At 43.1% G+C, this 17,438-nt stretch carries 15 protein-coding genes and 4 pseudogenes; 14 read left to right on the top strand and 5 right to left on the bottom strand.

What is annotated here, in order from left to right; genetic code table 11:
* Positions 1 to 81 precede the first annotated feature (81 nt).
* Positions 82 to 1,016 (bottom strand): annotated as a pseudogene (locus TT11_RS14170) (DMT family transporter).
* 662 nt (positions 1,017 to 1,678) lie between these two features.
* Here TT11_RS14170 and TT11_RS14165 point away from each other — a divergent pair.
* Complete coding sequence (locus TT11_RS14165) at positions 1,679 to 2,506, top strand: WG repeat-containing protein (RefSeq protein WP_261870912.1); 828 nt, start codon at positions 1,679 to 1,681, stop codon at positions 2,504 to 2,506.
* Positions 2,507 to 2,777: 271 nt separating this feature from the next.
* Here the strand turns inward: TT11_RS14165 and TT11_RS14160 are convergent.
* Both TT11_RS14160 and TT11_RS14155 read right to left on the bottom strand, forming a co-directional pair.
* Positions 2,778 to 3,826 (bottom strand): annotated as a pseudogene (locus tag TT11_RS14160) (alpha/beta fold hydrolase).
* 27 nt (positions 3,827 to 3,853) lie between these two features.
* Entirely contained in the window at positions 3,854 to 4,018 is a 165-nt protein-coding gene (locus TT11_RS14155; RefSeq protein ID WP_057759803.1) for a rubredoxin, read from the bottom strand.
* Between the two features lie 365 nt (positions 4,019 to 4,383).
* Between TT11_RS14155 and TT11_RS14150 the strand changes: the two genes are divergently transcribed.
* The gene (locus TT11_RS14150; protein WP_057759806.1) at positions 4,384 to 4,950 is read left to right on the top strand and encodes an adenine phosphoribosyltransferase; all 567 of its coding nucleotides are present in this window, start codon (positions 4,384 to 4,386) and stop codon (positions 4,948 to 4,950) included.
* A gap of 256 nt (positions 4,951 to 5,206) precedes the next feature.
* Here the strand turns inward: TT11_RS14150 and TT11_RS14145 are convergent, their stop codons facing one another.
* The gene (locus tag TT11_RS14145; protein WP_261870911.1) at positions 5,207 to 5,674 is read right to left on the bottom strand and encodes a hypothetical protein; all 468 of its coding nucleotides are present in this window, start codon (positions 5,672 to 5,674) and stop codon (positions 5,207 to 5,209) included.
* Between the two features lie 110 nt (positions 5,675 to 5,784).
* Positions 5,785 to 6,729: a transaldolase gene (locus tag TT11_RS14140; protein WP_261870910.1), complete on the bottom strand. Its 945-nt coding sequence runs from the start codon at positions 6,727 to 6,729 to the stop codon at positions 5,785 to 5,787.
* Positions 6,730 to 7,472: 743 nt separating this feature from the next.
* Between TT11_RS14140 and pheA the strand changes: the two genes are divergently transcribed.
* The 12 genes and pseudogenes from pheA to TT11_RS14080 all read left to right on the top strand — a co-directional run bounded on the left by pheA (position 7,473) and on the right by TT11_RS14080 (position 17,379).
* Entirely contained in the window at positions 7,473 to 8,645 is a 1,173-nt protein-coding gene (gene pheA, locus TT11_RS14135) for a prephenate dehydratase (protein WP_102092477.1), read from the top strand.
* Positions 8,646 to 8,762: 117 nt separating this feature from the next.
* Positions 8,763 to 9,906, top strand: a pseudogene (gene hisC, locus TT11_RS14130) (histidinol-phosphate transaminase).
* 110 nt (positions 9,907 to 10,016) lie between these two features.
* Positions 10,017 to 12,349 (top strand): annotated as a pseudogene (locus tag TT11_RS14125) (bifunctional prephenate dehydrogenase/3-phosphoshikimate 1-carboxyvinyltransferase).
* Positions 12,350 to 12,544: 195 nt separating this feature from the next.
* Positions 12,545 to 13,507, top strand: a complete 963-nt coding sequence (rarD, locus tag TT11_RS14120) for an EamA family transporter RarD (protein WP_261870909.1) — start codon at positions 12,545 to 12,547, stop codon at positions 13,505 to 13,507.
* Positions 13,508 to 13,549: 42 nt separating this feature from the next.
* A complete protein-coding gene (locus TT11_RS14115) occupies positions 13,550 to 13,717 on the top strand; it encodes a dihydroneopterin aldolase (protein ID WP_261870908.1) in 168 nt (55 codons plus the stop codon).
* A 105-nt stretch (positions 13,718 to 13,822) separates the two neighbouring features.
* The gene (locus TT11_RS14110) at positions 13,823 to 13,987 is read left to right on the top strand and encodes a hypothetical protein (protein WP_261870907.1); all 165 of its coding nucleotides are present in this window, start codon (positions 13,823 to 13,825) and stop codon (positions 13,985 to 13,987) included.
* Between the two features lie 19 nt (positions 13,988 to 14,006).
* A complete protein-coding gene (locus TT11_RS14105) occupies positions 14,007 to 14,510 on the top strand; it encodes a 2-amino-4-hydroxy-6-hydroxymethyldihydropteridine diphosphokinase (protein ID WP_261870906.1) in 504 nt (167 codons plus the stop codon).
* 325 nt (positions 14,511 to 14,835) lie between these two features.
* Positions 14,836 to 15,636, top strand: coding sequence for a hypothetical protein (locus TT11_RS14100; protein WP_261870915.1), 801 nt, complete (start codon positions 14,836 to 14,838; stop codon positions 15,634 to 15,636).
* Between the two features lie 129 nt (positions 15,637 to 15,765).
* Positions 15,766 to 15,951: an RCC1 domain-containing protein gene (locus TT11_RS14095; protein ID WP_261870905.1), complete on the top strand. Its 186-nt coding sequence runs from the start codon at positions 15,766 to 15,768 to the stop codon at positions 15,949 to 15,951.
* A gap of 139 nt (positions 15,952 to 16,090) precedes the next feature.
* Positions 16,091 to 16,702: a hypothetical protein gene (locus TT11_RS14090; RefSeq protein WP_261870904.1), complete on the top strand. Its 612-nt coding sequence runs from the start codon at positions 16,091 to 16,093 to the stop codon at positions 16,700 to 16,702.
* Between the two features lie 7 nt (positions 16,703 to 16,709).
* The gene (locus TT11_RS14085) at positions 16,710 to 17,069 is read left to right on the top strand and encodes a hypothetical protein (protein WP_261870903.1); all 360 of its coding nucleotides are present in this window, start codon (positions 16,710 to 16,712) and stop codon (positions 17,067 to 17,069) included.
* Positions 16,978 to 17,379: a hypothetical protein gene (locus tag TT11_RS14080; RefSeq protein WP_261870902.1), complete on the top strand. Its 402-nt coding sequence runs from the start codon at positions 16,978 to 16,980 to the stop codon at positions 17,377 to 17,379. Before TT11_RS14085 ends, TT11_RS14080 begins: the two co-directional genes overlap by 92 nt.
* Positions 17,380 to 17,438 lie beyond the last annotated feature (59 nt).

Raw genomic sequence — 17,438 nt, 5'->3', positions numbered from 1 at the left:
AAAAGCGCCCATGCTATCGATAGCATGCGCTTTTTGTATGGCAATATTGAGCAACAGTAGTAGCGAACAGCAGTATCGGAACTATTTATAATCTCGCTTATAAAATCTTGAAAAAAACCGATAGCGTCGAAGGGCGCGTGGCTTTGGCTTCAATGAGCCTAAGTAAATAGCAAACATCGTTAATAATGCGCCACTCCACTGTAAAGTGTTAATCGGCTTGTCCAGCCAGCTATAGTCAATGACAAGGGCTGCAATAGGTTCAGTCAATAATAGCAGTCCAGTCAGTGCCAGAGATAGTTTAGGAATAGAGTAGGCAATCAAGCCCCATGCCAAGCATTGCATCACTGTACCATAGATAAGTACCCAGCCAATCTCAGACCATGTATTGGGCAGGATATTACCTGTGTCAAATACAAACATCGGTATAATCATGGCTAAGACGCCGCCAATACTAATCAGCTGCATGAGCATAAATATAGGCGTCGGTTCAGTGTCATGCGTTTTTCGGATAAAGGTCATCGAAGCCGCTAACATGGCACCTGACACAATACCAGTGACAAAGCCCCAAGTCGCAGCGGTGTTATGTGCAAATTCAGGACTACCTATCATCGCCACGCCTGTCATGGCTAAAAACAAACTAATAAGCTGCACGATAGACTGACGCTCATTAAAATACAAAAACCCAATCGCAGCCAAGAAAAATATTTGCAGACTATTAAGCAGCGTCGAAATACCAGGCCCAACCGCATAAATACTCTCATGCCACAGCGCCAAATCTAATCCTAAAAACGCCCCTGATAGTAGCGCATAAAAAAAATGGCCCGTCTTGATTTGGGCATTCGCTGGCCCATTATCTTAGCCAATACCGCAAATACAATACCAGAAACAGCCAATCGCCAAAACGACATGGCCCAACCACCAATATCGACGTGAGCGACAATTAAGCTGCCCAATCCAAAAATGATACAACCAATGACTAAGCCAATAGGTGCAGATCGCGTTGAAGCAATAGCCATAATTTATCCTTATAACAGTATTTGAATAACAGCACTCTTATTATCATTGCATCATGTCAGAACTTATGTTGACATAGAGCCATATTGTCGTGGTTTTAAACGCAAAATGAAATGGCAAAACCACAATTTATTATGCTGAATGCAGATGCTATCGCTGTAAGGAAAATTATTGGGCACGTTAGACGCAAATAAATGACCAAAGTATCTGATATAGTTACGTTTTTCACAATAGGCTTATGATAATTGGGTAATAGTATTTATATCAAAATATTTGTATCAGGGCGACGATTCGTAGGAGTATGAAAGAGCATAATGTATGCAAGTGATATTTCTGTACGGAGAATATGTGTGTAACACTTTAAGCGACATTAACGCGGCAACACATGTATAGTAGATTGACGATATAATGTACTTAACGTCTGATTGGTTATACCAAACAATCTATATTATTTGTCTAGGTTTATTTATGCTTCAACGATTGCTATCAAAAAAACAGCCACATACATTGTCTGGCTTGCTACCAAAAATATCGCAATACATTGTCGTCGTGACGATGCTATCTAGCGCATTGTTTTTTTATGCCTAGCGCACACGCCGCCAGTTGTAAAATCCCAAAAAGTTATTATAAAAACGTTTCCTGCACAGCCAGTAGCAGTTACTTTTTGGCGATCAAGGATTTTGGTGCGCCAGTGGCTTTAATCGATAAAAAAGGCAAACGAGTCGTTGATTTATCGCGTTATCAAAAAGTCGATGCCGATAAACTGTCAGGTGGACTGTTGCCTGTACTGCGCAACAGTCGCGTCGGTTATCTCAATATGCAGGGCCGCGAAGTCGTGCCTGCCATGTACGATATATTGACAGAGAGTCAAGGATGGGCGCGGCCTGTATCGGATGGGCGTATCGTGGTAAAAAAAGAGGGTAACTATGGTGTGATTAACACAGCCAATAGTACCGTTGTCTCATTTTCTGCAGCGATTGATGATATTGATAATTATCGTAATGGGTTGGCGCGTGTACGCAAAGGCCGTGCAACCAGTTGGGTGGATAAAAACGGTAATGCAGCGAATGATCCAAATGCCCAGAACGACACTCAGGCAGTGAATAAATCTACTTCTTCTAACGAAAAACCTAGCGCAGCATCACAGTCTGCACCAGCGCGTTTTACGACACTTCAATCGCGTCAGCAAGATGGTAAATGGGGTTTCGTCGATGACAATAATGTCACGATGATTACGTATTCATTTGATGAAGTGCGTCCGTTTTCTGAGGAATATGCTGGCGTGCGTATCGGTGAAGAGTGGGGCTTTGTCAATTTAGGCGGTGAGCTGGTGATTCCTTTTCGCTTTGCTAATAATGGTGTGAACGCTAACGATAGCTATCAGGGCAAACCATCCTTCGTATTTATAGGTGGTAAGGCGTGGATTGGCAACCTAAAGAATGGGAATAAAATGTGTATTGATAAGGAAGGCGCTGGCGTTGCTTGTGATTGATGCAATTGCTAGGGCGTGTCCTCGTTTTAAGAGTGGTGATAAAAATGAGATAAATCGCAGTCAAACAAGGAAAATAGCGCAGATAATATCGAGATATTAACCAGCTATTTGACACAATTTGGCAAGATTTATCTCATTTTTAACCCATTTAGATAGCTATCGATTGAATTGAGGACACGCCCTAGGATTAAATAGGCAATAAAAAAGAGTGTAAAACCTATGAGTTTTCGATAGGTTTTACACTCTTTTTTTGACATTGATGTTTTTAAAGCTAGTTGCTCGATAAATGATTACTGATTAAGTCAACCATATAAGGCTGATAATACTCTGGAATATCGTGTGCCATGCCTTCGATGAGATGGAACGTAGCATTAGGGATGGTCTTGGCAACGACTCGGCTGTGAGGCAGGCAGGAGTCCATCAGCGCTACCATGTAATACAATCGTCGGTGCTTTGACTTGCTTACTAAATCGGCTGATAGAGCCTGATGCCAAGATAGCATTGAGCTGCTGTACTGTACCAAGCGGGTGGAAGTTGCGCTGATAGCGAATCTTAGCGATTTCACGGACCATACGCACATTCACATGACCTGGTGTACCAACGGTCTTCATAAACCAAACACTATGACGCACGATATCACGCTCAGAGTGGCTCTCTGGACGATTGATAAGGGTATATAGCTGTTTGGGCTTTGGCGGCTTTAAAAACGCACGATTGGTCGTGGTAAACATAAGCGCCATTCGCTGCACTAAGCTTGGATAACGTGCCGCCACAATTTGTGCAATCATACCGCCCATCGAAGCCCCAAGCAGGTGTGTTTTACCAAGCTTTAGTGCTTTAATCAAACGCGCGGTGTCTTCAGCCATGTCCGTCAAGTTATAAGCAACCTGCGTGCTTTTATTAGACAGCCCTGTCTGTAGACGTACCATCATTTTAAGCTGGCTAATACGCGGCAAGCCTTCTATCTGCACTTTAGAAGACAAGCCGATATCTCGATTATCAAAACGAATCACAAAAAAAACCAGCATCGATAAAGCGCTTAATAAAATTGTCTGGCCAAAATATCATTTGTGAGCCTAGCCCCATAATCATCAGTAGCGGCGGATTATTAGGATTACCGCCAGCTTCGACACACAACTCAATACCATCACCGATGTCAATCATTGCTTGACGAAGGTGCTTACTCAAGTCAGAGTCGCGCCATTGATGCTCCCCAAACTTGCGCCACTCAGGAGTAGGGTAGTTATTCAGATGATCTTCTAGATTGTTATCTAGCGTTTCAGGCAATTTGGCACTATTGATGTCATTTGATTTTGTCATGAAGTGTCCTAATTAGAGGGTCATCTACTACAGCTCAAGCATCTCAAAATCAAGCTTACCGACACCGCACTCAGGGCAAGTCCAGTCATCAGGGATGTCTTCCCACTTAGTGCCAGGTGCGATACCTTCTTCTGGGCAGCCAAGCGCCTCATCATATATCCAGCCGCAGACAATACATTCATAACGTTTCATAAATAGTCCTATCGATCATTACCAGTATTACAGTTACAGCGTGCTATAAACGCTCATTTTTAATATTACAGCTATTATATTAGACTGCAAAAACGCACGTAGTTTAGCATATAACCGCAATTTTCATAGTTAAGTTTACACTTGTATATTGAGATGACTTTTCTTTTATCAAGTCAATCACATACGTTACCTTATTAACGCTTAATAACAAGACTGGACGCCAGCCCGCCACACGAAAACCAATTATGCTATAATAATCGCCGCTAAATTCACAGTAATGCTTAGCATTTATCGCTGATATATCATCCAGTTGTTGTCTTATCTAAACTAACTAAACCATCTAAATACATAAGCTAAGGGTCATCATGAGTACCAATGCCGCCGCCACATCCGCCACCAACAATGAGACGTCTCATGTGCTCAATACTGACCATCCGTTTTGGCAGATTATTCGCACAGTACCAGACTTTCCAAAAGCTGGCATTGATTTTTATGACATTACCCCGTTACTGCGCAGTCATATTGACGCTGTCATCGATGCGCTACTTGCCGCTTTGCCAGAAGGGCTTATGGACGAGGTAGATTGTCTGGGTGCAGTGGAAGCGCGTGGCTTTGTCTTTGCCAGTATGCTAGCAGGCCGTCTGGGCAAAGGCATGATCTTGCTACGTAAACCAGGTAAGCTGCCGCCACCAGTTGCCAACAAAGCCTATGCACTGGAATATGGTAAAGACACGCTTGAGATGCAAAATAATCTACCGCCTGAGCGCGTACTATTGGTCGATGACATCTTGGCAACTGGTGGCACGTTGACTACTGCTTACGAGCTGTGTCAATCGGCTGACCATACTGTGGTCGGCGCGTTAGTGTTATTGGACTTGGTTGACTTGCATGGCGAGTTCCCAGTACCTGTTTATACGGTACTAAAAGCTTAAAATGAATTACTATTCCTTTGACTACTAGACACTTTGGATAGTCGATATATAGTCGGTGAACTACTAAATCGCTACGGCGTTACCCTCCTTAGATGTATTATTTGTACAATCTGCAGTCGGCTGCCTTGTACCCATTTTAGAGTTCTTTGACTATAGTTAAACGATTCTCCAAATAAAAAGCGCCTGATACTATGTCAGGGCGCTTTTTTTGATACTGTACTGATGTTTTTTTAGTATTGTGTTGAGTAGGCTGTATTTATTGCACTTCGTCTTGTTCGTAGTCTTTACAAGACTGCTCTATCACCGTACGACCGACTGTCTTTGGGGTAGTGACTTTAAAGTCTTTTGTAGTCAATATTGGTTTTTCTGACTGCCATGACTTGGTTACTTTGCCTTCAGCATCGTAGTTAACAAAGGCTCGTCTATAGTAACTGGCGTCTTTACATGAAATGAGCAGTTGTTGCTCACTATGGTCAATATTGCTTTTTTCTTCCTTCTGGTCATCGGACTTGGTATCTTTATCTTTAGGATAGGTTCTAAGGATAGATACCGTGATATTTTCGACGTCTTTTTCATCTATGATACTGATGTCAGAGCTTTCAATAGAATCCAAATCTATACTAAAAATTGATCCAGAGCTGCTCTCGGACACCTCTACCCAGTTAACTGCCTGGGCGCTGATCGCTAAAGCACTGCCTGTCAATAATATTGATAGCCGTTTCATATAAGCCTTGCTTCTTGTCATTTGAAGTAGGTAATGATAGCCAACTTACTATTAGTAGGCAAATATCTTTTGTGCCAGCCCAGTATCCGTCGTGCTCTGTCGTGTGGCTATTATTGGCCGCGAATGGCTGCCAATGTCTTAGCCAGCTCGTCACGCGCTCCGATAAAACCATCAATACCCTTAGGTAATAAGTCTTGCGTAACCTTGTCTTGCTGATACGCAGCATTAAACTCTTCATGCGTTAAGCTTACCTGAGTCATCGCCTTCATATCCATCGACATACTCGGAGACAGTTGGCGAGTTACCTCGGTATCCATGGCTGCCAACTCATCAATGAGGTTGGGAGCTATCGTCAACAAGTCACAACCTGCCAATGCCAAAATTTGCTCGGTAGAGCGGAAACTGGCGCCCATTACTTGCGTCTGGTAACCGTGCTGTTTGTAATACTGGTAAATGAGCTTGACTGACTGTACGCCCATGTCATCAGAAGCCGGTACGTTTTGACGGCTTTGTTGGCGTTTTTGCCAATCTAGAATACGGCCAACGAAAGGTGATATCAGGGTCACGCCAGCATCTGCACAGGCAATCGCTTGGTGTTGTCCAAACAGTAGGGTCAGGTTACAGTGAATATTTTGAGTCTCAAGGTAGCGCGCCGCCTCAATACCTTGCCAAGTTGCCGCCATTTTGATCAATACTCGCTCTGAATCGACGCCTGCTTTTTGATAAGCATCCATAAAGGCCAGTGCCTTATCTATCGTCGCTTGAGTATCATAAGATAAGCGAGCGTCCACTTCAGTAGAGACTCGGCCTTCGATCAGCTCTAAAATATCGCAGCCAACCTGAATGGTCAGCGCATCGATCACGGCATCCACGTCACCATTATGACGACTCATGGTCTCTGACAACATGCCTTGATTATCAGGATGAATCAGAGCCTTGGTAATAAGGCTTGGGTTGGTGGTTGCATCGATAGGTTTTAAACGGGCAATAGCGGCAAGGTCACCAGTATCAGCAACAATCGTGGTCATAGTGCGTAGCTGTTGTAATGTGCTCATCAGGTATCCTTTTTTTTATTAATCACATGATGCTCCTCTTATATATAACAGGGTAGGGAGCTGAACTGGAACTGTAACACAGTTTTGGACAGGTGTTGCCTCATAGTTATGCTATGTGTCGCTGTTATCTGGCTCAGCTGTGCTAATATTAATAACAGTTGGTATATTTATACGCATTTACGCATGGGCACTGACCTTAGTTTTTGCTATAGTAGAGCCGGCTATGTATCAAGCTGCTGTATTTGGCAGTAAGGGCGTGTTGAACATTCAAATATTAGGGCTGCTGATCGCTAAAATTGCACCAAACTAGGCGCAAGCCGACGATAATGTCGAGACCTTAACTAGGCTTGTAACGACGTTTGGGGTGATTTTAGCATCAGCCTTTCAGGGCAGTACTATTTTCTGCCAATATATGGCGAAATTGTTTAACCTAGAATGACTAGGCGTCAAAAATTTCACTGCATATTGTCTAAAAAAATAGTCACTGCCAGCACCACATTTGAATGTTCAACACGCCCTAATATAGCATTAACGCCAAATGGCACTAGCAATATAAGGTGTTTTTGATAGACTGTTTTGAGGTTGATTTTGAATAGAGTTTCTATCATCAGTCTTAGTCTTTAACTAAAAACAGAAAACAGTCAGATTTGGCAATAGTGCTACTTAAGTAATAGCAATGTAATAACAATATTTAAATAATAGTAATATCTAACAGCGATAAAATCTAAAAAGGATGGGCGGTAATGAGCGAGCAGTCACCAGAGCAAACAATGGATAATCTAAATCAAACCACTACAGGCGCTAGCGATACCGCAACTGAAAAAGAGTTTTTAGACAATATTCGCCAAAATATTGACGCAGTAGACTGTGAGATCCAAACGTTAATCAACAACCGTGCAAAGCTGGCTCAGCAAGTAGCCATGGTAAAGAAAAACCATACCGCTGCTGATGACAATAGCAATCCTATCTTTTACCGCCCTGAGCGTGAAGCACAGGTGCTAAAAGCTGTCATGGAGCGTAATGCGGGTCCCATTGCTGATGAGAAAATGGCGCGTTTATTCCGTGAAATCATGTCAGTATGCTTGGATTTAGAAGCGCCGCAGCGTATTGCCTTCTTGGGCCCTGTCGGTACCTTTACGCATGCCGCTGCGCTCAAGCACTTTGGTAAAGCCGCTGATACTGTGCCAATGACAACCATTACTGATGTGTTCCGCGAAGTCGAAGCGGGTACAGCGATGTATGGCGTGGTCCCTGTCGAAAACTCTTCAGAAGGCGTAGTCAACCATACTCTAGATGGTTTCTTGTCTTCTACCTTGAAGATCATTGGCGAAGTTGAACTGCCAATTCATCAAAACTTCTTGGTTGCTGAGCATACTAAAATTGATGGCTTGAGCCGTATTTATTCGCATCAGCAGTCGCTTGCTCAGTGCCGTCATTGGCTAGATGTAAACTTCCCTAATGTCGAACGCGTTGCTGTATCGAGTAATGGTGAAGCTGCTCGCCGCCTTAAAAACGAATGGCATTCAGCTGCGATTGCAGGTGACGTCGCTGTTGCAGAGTATGGCTTGCATAAGCTTTATTCAAATATCGAAGACAATCCAAGCAATACCACGCGCTTCCTTATTATCGGTCATGAAGCGATTGCACCATCTGGCCAAGACAAAACCTCTATCGTCGTCTCAGCTCACGATAAAGCAGGCGCACTGATCGAAATCTTGAAACCTTTGTCATATCATGGCGTATCGATGACCAGTATTGAGACGCGTCCTGAGCGTCCTAACAAGTGGGCATACGTATTCTTTATCGATATGAATGGACACGTTAATGATCCAAACGTTAGCGCTGCCATCAATGATATCCGTCCATTGGTCAAAGATTTGCGCATATTAGGCTCATATCCAAAAGCTGTCCTATAGGCGACTACCTATAGATAACTATAGGCTTATTCACTGGTATTCATACATAATAGATGGGTCTTAGCTTTTGCAGATAGCATTAAAAAAGCATTTACAGATACTATCTAAGGATAAACCATGCAGACTACTCAATTGACCGCGTCAGATCTATCGCCGTTAACGCCAGCTTACGACAGTATTTTGACATTGGCACCTTATCAAACTGGTAAGCCAATTGAGGAGCTGACACGTGAGTATGGTGTTTCAGACGTGGTAAAGCTGGCTAGCAATGAGAATCCAATGGGATGCTCACCACGAGTGACGCTAGCAGTGACTGAGCAGCTAGGGCAGTTGTCGCGCTATCCTGATGGCAACGGTTACTATCTAAAGCAAGCGCTGTCTGATTTTAACGATGTCAATGCCAATCAAATTACCTTGGGTAATGGCTCTGATGATTTGCTCGATATTTTAGCACGTAGCTTTGTGGGTGCTGATGATGCCATCGTCTATAGCCAGTATGCTTTTGTGGTATATCCTATGCTAGCGAAGATGCAAGGTGCCACGGGCATTGAAGTGCCTGCTCAACGCTTCGGCCACAATCTAAAAGCCATGAGCCAAGCGGTACAAGATAATCCGAATACTAAAATCGTTTTTATTGCCAATCCGAACAATCCAACGGGTACGCAGCTAGAGCAAAAAGAGCTGCGCCAGTTCGTTGCCAGTGTACCAAGCTCAGTCTTGGTGGTACTAGATGAAGCTTATATCGAGTATAGTCCTGAGAGTAATAACCGCGCACTATTGGATGAGTTCGATAATGTCATTATTGTGCGCACTTTTTCTAAAGCTTATGGGCTGGCAGGTTTACGCGTCGGTTATGCTCTAAGCTCGGTGGCAGTGGCGGATTTATTGAATCGTATTCGTCAGCCATTTAATGTCAGCCGTATCGGTTTAGCTGCCGCTGCTGCTGCGCTTGCCGATCAAGACTTCATCGAAAAAAACTCGTCTGATAAATGATGAGCAAATGCGTTGGTTAGAAAAGCAGTTTGACGCGCTAGGATTGGGTTTTGTGAAGTCGCATGCCAATTTTATTATGGTCGAAGTGCAGGTTGAGATGGAAGATATAACTGCTGCTTCTATCCATCAGGCACTACTTGAACAAGGCGTTATTGTCCGTCCGTTGGATGCTTATGGATTGCCTAACTGGCTGCGTATCACAGTAGGTGTGGCTGAAGACAATCTGCGTTTGATTGATACTCTGCGTTCTATTTTGACTGAAGACTAAGCGCATCTATTAATATTTTTTAACTTAAAAACTGTGCTTAATTAGCCATTAAAATTTATAACACTAAGACTGGCTCTATCTATGTCTTAGTGTGTTCAACGAGAAAAGCCGTGAGTAGTCAGAAAAATAATAAACTTCAATCGTCCCTAAATACTACGCTACCTATATTTAAACAAGTTTGTGTGATTGGACTTGGGCTGATTGGTGCCAGTTTTGCGCAAGCCATCAAAGACAATGGCTTAAGCGCGCGTCTGGTAGCAGTCGATAGACATGCGCCAAGTATTACAGAAGCTATTGAGCATGGTCTGCTAGATGCAGGTAGTGCAGACGCACAGGACGTCATCGCTGGCAGTGATTTAATCATTATTGCAGTGCCAGTACAGGCAGTCCAAGCAGTGTTTGTTGATATCAAACAAGCGATGGATAACGGACAGCTTGCCAATGATTGCATCATGACAGATGTCTGTAGTACTAAGGTCAATATCATTGATGCCGCTAAAGCAGTGTTCGGCTCGCTGCCGATAGGATTAGTGCCAGCGCATCCAATTGCTGGGGCTGAAAATTCAGGGTATCATGCGCGCCGCGCCAGTTTATTTGTCAATCATAGCGTCATTATTTGCGAGCTACCGACAACCAGTGCAACTGCTATTGCAAAGTTGCGACTATTATGGGAATCAGTAGGCGCAAATGTTATGTCAATGGATGCTGAGCACCATGACCGCATATTAGCGCACACCAGCCATTTGCCACACCTGCTTGCCTTCAACCTGGTTGAGCAATTGGCAAGCCATGATGATAATTTAGATATGTTTCGTTATGCCGCTGGTGGTTTCCGCGATTTTACGCGTATCGCCGCCAGTGACCCTAAAATGTGGCATGATATATTTTTTTGCCAACCAAAGCGCGATTGTCAGCGCTCTTGATGAGTATGGTGTCTATTTACAGACGATGCGCCAGCTTATCATTGATCAAGATTCAACTGCCTGATGGGACTTTTGGGCCGCGCGCAAGCCGCACGGCGACATTTCGGCCATATGTTAGCCAGCACCCCTTATACGGATACTTCTGCTATGTCAGCTTCTTATAATATTACCCCTAGCAATACTGTTTCTGGCACCATTGCGATCCCTGGTGACAAATCTATCTCGCATCGCAGCATTATGCTCGGCAGTCTTGCCACAGGCGTGACAAATGTGACTGGGTTTTTGGAAGGGAGGATGCGTTAGCGACGCTACAAGCATTCCGCGATATGGGTGTGACTATCGAAGGCCCTGATAATGGCAGTTTGACCATTCATGGTGTCGGTATGAATGGTTTAAAGCCTAGCAAAACCCCACTGTATATGGGTAACTCTGGTACCAGTATGCGTCTGCTATCTGGTATCTTGGCAGCACAATCATTTGATAGCGTGCTGACAGGTGATACTAGCTTGAATAAACGCCCGATGGAGCGCGTGGCGGCACCGTTACGGTCTATGGGAGCTGTGATTCAGAGTACTGGGCATAGTGGTACTGCGCCGCTGAGTATCACTGGTCGTGATACAGCTGGCAAGCCATTACAAGGCACTGAGTATGATATGCCAGTTGCTTCAGCTCAGGTGAAATCTTGCTTGCTACTAGCAGGCCTATGGGCCGAGGGTACGACAACGGTCACACAGCCTGAGATCAGCCGTGACCATACGGAGCGTATGCTATCGGCCTTTGGTTATCCGGTGACCGTAGAAGGCAATCGCATTAGTGTCACTGGCGGCGGCACACTAACAGGCGGCGATATCGCGGTTCCTGCCGATATCTCATCTGCAGCGTTTTTTATGGTGGCAGCGGCCATCAGTCAAAATAGTGAGCTGACCTTGACCCAAGTAGGTATCAACCCTACGCGTACTGGCATTATTGATATTCTAAAATTAATGAATGCAGATATTAGCCTAAGCAATGAAACACATGTTGGCGGCGAGCCAGTTGCTGATATTACGATTCGCAGCTCAAATTTGGTCGGTATTGAGATACCAGAGCATCTTGTACCATTGGCGATCGATGAATTTCCTGTATTATTTGTTGCAGCTAGCTGTGCACAAGGTCGTACGGTATTGACTGGTGCCAAAGAGCTGCGTGTCAAAGAATCAGACCGTATCGCTGTGATGGCAGAAGGGCTACACACACTTGGTATTGATTGTACTGTAACTGATGATGGTCTCATTATCGAAGGCAAAGGCGTTGGTACCGAAAACGGTGAAGTAAACAATAGCCAGCCTGTCTTTGGTGGCGGTCATATTGTCTCGCATCATGATCACCGTATTGCAATGAGCTTCTCTGTTGCCAGTCTGCGTGCATCCCAGAAAATTACCATTGAAGGGGTTGAAACGGTCAATACTAGCTTCCCAGGATTTGCTGAACTTGCCAACCAAATCGGTATGTCTATCCAAGTGGATACTGGTGCTGAGTAAGTCGCTAAGCTACTATTAACTCTTAAAGATTTAATCTAACATCGTTAGCAATGTACTCATGTCACTATTGGCGTGAGTACATTGCTTTTTACCTTATAATCTCACTGTAGTAACCCTGCACTCTCACTATTCGATTGACAATAATAATTAGAATTAGGTGAGAGCGCGCTTTGCTCTAAAAAGTTGTCCTATATTATGACTACCCAAAATGTCATCAAAAAACCCGTTGCCCCAATCATCACAACCAGACGCGGCATTATTACTGCGCTTATCGCGTTCTTTATTTGGGGCGGATTTCCGCTATACTTCAAGCAGTTATCTGATTATGATGCGACGGAGATCATTGGTCACCGTATCGTTTGGACGTTTTGTTGCCTATTGATTGTATTAGTGGCTACCAAACGCTGGGGGTGGATAGAAACACTCAAGCAAAACCCAAGATGGATTGCACTATCTCTATTGTCCAGTGTGATTATCGCAACCAACTGGCTGACTTATGTATGGGCGGTCAATCAAGACCGTATCCTTGAGGCCAGTTTGGGCTATTTTATTGGGCCATTGGTTGGCGTTGCACTATCCATGATTTTATTCAAAGAGCGTTTGCGTCCTTTGCAATGGGTAGCCATTGGCTTTGCATTATTTTCTGTGGTCATTCAAGTGGTGATGCTTGGCAGTCTGCCGTGGATATCGTTGATTTTGGCGTTCAGTTTTAGTACTTACGGGACGATTCAACGACAAACGCCATTGACTGCTGTCGATGCCATGTTTGTCGAGACTGCGATGTTGGTGCCGTTATGTCTGTGGTGGTTTTGGCAGTCTGATGTGGCAAGTCATCAACTGAGCTTTTGGTTTAGCTCAAATATTTGGCTGCTGATGATCGCAGGTCCGATTACGCTAATACCGCTTTTATTATTCAATAAATCTACCAAGCTCGTTGCATACAGTATTCTTAGCTTTATGAACTATCTGACGCCGACCTTCATTTTCTTTTTGGCGGTGTTCTATTATAAAGAACCATTCGATTTACAACGTTTGGCAGTATTTGGTTTGATTTGGTTAGGTCTGCTATTATTCAGCATCGACCTGTGGCGCCATCGTCCAAGTAAAGTGTTAAAAGCGGCGCGCCTACGTGAAGAAGCGCTAAAATCAGTTAAGTAAACACTAAAAACACGAAAAAAATTAGCAAACAAGGATGACAGGATGTTTCATACTCAGTCTGACGTGGTATTTATAAAAGGTCTAAAAGTTGAGGCGGTCATCGGTGTGTTTGATTGGGAGCGAGCCATTACTCAGCCATTACTCATTGATATTGCGCTTGAAACGGACATTAGCCGTGCTGCTGTGTCAGATGATGTCAGCGATGCCTGAGTTATAAAGAAGTCTGCGATGATGTGAGCGAGTGGTGCAAAGAGATTCAAGCAAAGCTGCTTGAGCATTTAGCTGGTCAAATCTCTGATAAGATATTTGCAAAATATGACTGTCAAAAAAATAACGTTGAGCATTGCTAAGCCTACCGCTATTGCCCAAGCTGATGCGGTAGGGGTGCAAATAACGCGCTATGCGCCAGCATCAACCAACGAGCCAGCTACTAAAGAAGCTGCCAAAGAAGTTAACGTCAGCCAAGCTGATGATGCATAAAACGTCAGTGGATTTGAATGTGGCAACGTTAAAACGATGCGCACCTGAGATGGTGCAAGCACGGCCTGTGGTAGAGCTAGTGTTAGCGCTAGGCAGTAACTATCAAGCCGACAAGTATCTCCCGCTTGCTCGGCAGCGCTTGGCAGCGCTAGGTGAGGTGCGATTGTCTACGGCTTTCCAAAATCCTGATTTTACTGCGACTACCCAATTACCAAAGCCTGATTATACCAATCAGTGTGTACATCTAACATTGATCACACCGATAAGCCTGCAGCAACTACAGCAAACCTTCAAAACGCTTGAAGGAGATTGTCATAGATGTCGACAGACTAAGCCGAATCAAGTACGGCGAGTGACAATGGACATTGATATTTTGATGATTAAATTGGCTAATATAGAAAATAGCCTAAGCAAAGATTCGATATTTAAATCAATGTCTGATTGGATAGTAATGGCAGATCGTTATCCGTTTAAAGCGCATGAGGAAGCGGGAGTTAAAGAATTGATTTTAACCAAGCTATAGTTTGGCTAATAAGTAGCCGTATCTTAATCGCCATTGTATCTTGTTATCTGAAACCATCGCTGTTCAGTACTCACTCTGCCTCAACCCATCAGTTCCTAGACAAAAATCTAATAAAAACTATGCGATTATCTAAGCAGTTGTTAGTATAAGTGACGATGTAATCTTCAAGATACTACTACCTATGCAAAAACCAATGAACTTTTTGAATAGAAAAATAATCAAGAGTTTAGTAGCAATAATCATTATATCTACTTTACCTGCCTGCGATAAAACGCCTTCCGAGCATCTTCAATCTCTTACCGAAGACAAATACCCTGTGGCAAATATGCCAGACGAGCCGTTAGAAACCCCACTTGAGATTAACATTGAACCTAAGCGCCTTGCGATGACCAGCTCATGGAGTGCAGGAGTAAAAGACGATGGTACGCTTTGGACATGGGGTACAGACGGTTTATTGCGTGATACTAAGACAGGACAAGATCCAACGCCTAGGCAAGTCGAGGGTGTCAATGATGCGGTGGCTGTGTCAGGTGCTGGTCATATGTTACTACTACGAAAAGATGGCACAGTGTGGGGTTGGGGTAGTAACTCTCATGGAGAGATAGACCCTAGTGATGGTGACATCTTTATTGAAGAATTGAGACAGATTAAAGGGATTGAGAATGTTGTAGATATCGCTGCTGGTGAAATGGACTCCATATTCTTAACTAATAACGGTGAAGTCTATGTATTAGGCAGTAATGAAGGTGGTTGGGTTAATGAAATCCCAAAGCAACTTATTATCCCAACTAAAGTTCCTAATCTTTCAGATATAATCCGTATTGAATTTAGAAATGGAGTTCTATTAGCGTTAGATAAAAAAGGCGAGTTGTACTCTACAGGAAAATCAGAACGTGCGTTAGGACGTCTTCTCTATCAATCACAAGAACCTGAAATAGAATATCATCCTGCTGCTAAAGTCGCATTACCTAAAAAAACTATCGATTTCTCAGTAACCTCTACAAGCGCAATGGCAGTTCTTGAAGATGGAAGCGTATGGAACTGGGGAAGCAACAGCTCTGATAACCTAGCCTTATCAGATTCTGAAGATATTAAAATGCCAGAAAAAAAATCCATATTTACATAAGGTTGTAAATATTGGAATACATGCTGCTGTAACTTCTCAAGGTGACTTATATACTTGGAGTAAATACGGGTTTGGGAAGAATAAAAACTCTATTTCAGCGTATACATATAATAAACCTTTTTTTTAATAATGCAAAATATTGATCCAGACCAAATAGTTTATGGGTACTTATCATATGCTGTGGTCACAAATGATGGCAATGTCTGGTTTTGGAATTGGAATGAAAATGGGCAACGCGGCACGGGTGAAATTGTAGAAAGCATGGAAAAAGATTATGTATTAACCACCGAAAAATCACTATTTACGTTAAATTAAACTTCTTAATTATCAGGAAACTTACTATGTCACAGTCCATCAAAGATATCTTTTATCATGCGCTACTAACTCGTGCTGCTTATGAAGACATGGATGAAAATAGTGATAGTAGCTGTTCAAACTAAAAATAAGAGAATCTATGTCTTTTCAAAACCTTACTATGCATAAGTATTCGTCCACACTCTCTGTAGTGGCTTTGATATTATCTTTGACAATGCTGATTGCCTGCGATAAAACGCCTTCCGAACATATCAAGACATTGACCGCAGACAAATATCCTGTGGCAAATATGCCAGATGAGCCGTTAGAAACTCCGCTTGAGATAAATATTGAGCCCAAGCGCTTAGCCATGACCAACTCATGGAGCGCAGGAGTCAAGGACGATGGTACGCTTTGGACATGGGGTACAGATGGTCTACTGCGCGAGACTAAGACAGGACAAGACCCAACGCCTAGGCAAGTCGAGGGTGTGAATGATGCGGTAGCAGTTTCAGGCGGTGGTGGACATATGTTACTGCTACGTAAAGATGGCACAGTGTGGGGCTGGGGCAGCAACAGATATGGAGAGATAGACCCTAATGATGACGACACCTTTATTGAGGAGTTGAGGCAGATTAAAGGGATTAAGAGTTTGGTATACATTCATGCAGGTCAGCAAGCTTCTATATTTGTTGATAGCGAAGGAAAAGTGTTTTTTTTAGGGAACAACGAAACAGGTGTTGTTAACGGTAATATTCAGAAAAAAATTTAATTCGCCTGTGCTTGTCGAAGGTTTTGAATACATTGTCAAAGCCGAAGGTAGTGCAGGTGCTATCGTCGCTCTGAATGAGGATGGATCAATTGTTTCATCATCTTCAACATTAGATTCATTAGGTAATCCAAATGCTAAGAAAACCACTATTAGCAATGGAAAAATTTATTATTCACCAGTCATTGTTTCTCTTCCAAAACAGGCAGTTGATTTTACTAAAGGGTACGCAAATTTTGCTTTATTAGAAGATGGTAGTGTTTGGAGTTGGCGTTCGCATGAATGGTCTGCTCAGAAAGAATCTAAAGAAATTTTTATTAAGTCACCAAAAAAAAGTAGAAGGTCTATCAAAGGTTGTCAGATTAAATAGTATATCGGCTAATACTATCAATGGTGACCTTTATACGTGGGGTAATTACGTGTATTCATCTAGATCTAGTTCAACCAAAGACTATATTCAAAGACCTATACGGATTGCTCAGGATATAAAAGTTGACCAATATGGAACTGGAGGCTTTGCTGATTATTCTTTTATAGATGATAAAGGCAATGCTTGGATGTGGGGCGATAAAATCGACAGAGGGCAATGGGGGACAGGAAAAATAACTGAAGATTATATGCCGAAAGAATTCGTACTGAGTCTACACGAATCATTATTCAATACTCATGCTAATAAATAATTAATAACTCTAAAACTAAAGGGAAAATATTATGTCACAGTCAATGAAAGACATCTTTT

The organism is Psychrobacter sp. JCM 18901 (genome assembly GCF_000586435.1).
Classification (GTDB): Bacteria; Pseudomonadota; Gammaproteobacteria; order Pseudomonadales; family Moraxellaceae; genus Psychrobacter.
Note: the sequence above shows the minus strand (reverse complement) of the source record. Positions and strands in the feature narration are given on the sequence as shown.

Bases quoted from the DNA above. Each gene is read 5' to 3' on its own strand.
- TT11_RS14150 (WP_057759806.1), top strand. From the start codon at position 4,384: ATGAGTACCAATGCCGCCGCCACATCCGCCACCAACAATGAGACGTCT.
- TT11_RS14110 (WP_261870907.1), top strand. From the start codon at position 13,823: ATGACTGTCAAAAAAATAACGTTGAGCATTGCTAAGCCTACCGCTATT.
- TT11_RS14115 (WP_261870908.1), top strand. From the start codon at position 13,550: ATGTTTCATACTCAGTCTGACGTGGTATTTATAAAAGGTCTAAAAGTT.
- TT11_RS14090 (WP_261870904.1), top strand. From the start codon at position 16,091: ATGTCTTTTCAAAACCTTACTATGCATAAGTATTCGTCCACACTCTCT.
- TT11_RS14140 (WP_261870910.1), bottom strand. From the start codon at position 6,729: ATGAGCACATTACAACAGCTACGCACTATGACCACGATTGTTGCTGAT.
- TT11_RS14095 (WP_261870905.1), top strand. From the start codon at position 15,766: ATGCAAAATATTGATCCAGACCAAATAGTTTATGGGTACTTATCATAT.
- rarD (WP_261870909.1), top strand. From the start codon at position 12,545: ATGACTACCCAAAATGTCATCAAAAAACCCGTTGCCCCAATCATCACA.
- TT11_RS14145 (WP_261870911.1), bottom strand. From the start codon at position 5,674: ATGAAACGGCTATCAATATTATTGACAGGCAGTGCTTTAGCGATCAGC.
- TT11_RS14155 (WP_057759803.1), bottom strand. From the start codon at position 4,018: ATGAAACGTTATGAATGTATTGTCTGCGGCTGGATATATGATGAGGCG.
- pheA (WP_102092477.1), top strand. From the start codon at position 7,473: ATGAGCGAGCAGTCACCAGAGCAAACAATGGATAATCTAAATCAAACC.
- TT11_RS14080 (WP_261870902.1), top strand. From the start codon at position 16,978: ATGAATGGTCTGCTCAGAAAGAATCTAAAGAAATTTTTATTAAGTCAC.
- TT11_RS14100 (WP_261870915.1), top strand. From the start codon at position 14,836: ATGCCAGACGAGCCGTTAGAAACCCCACTTGAGATTAACATTGAACCT.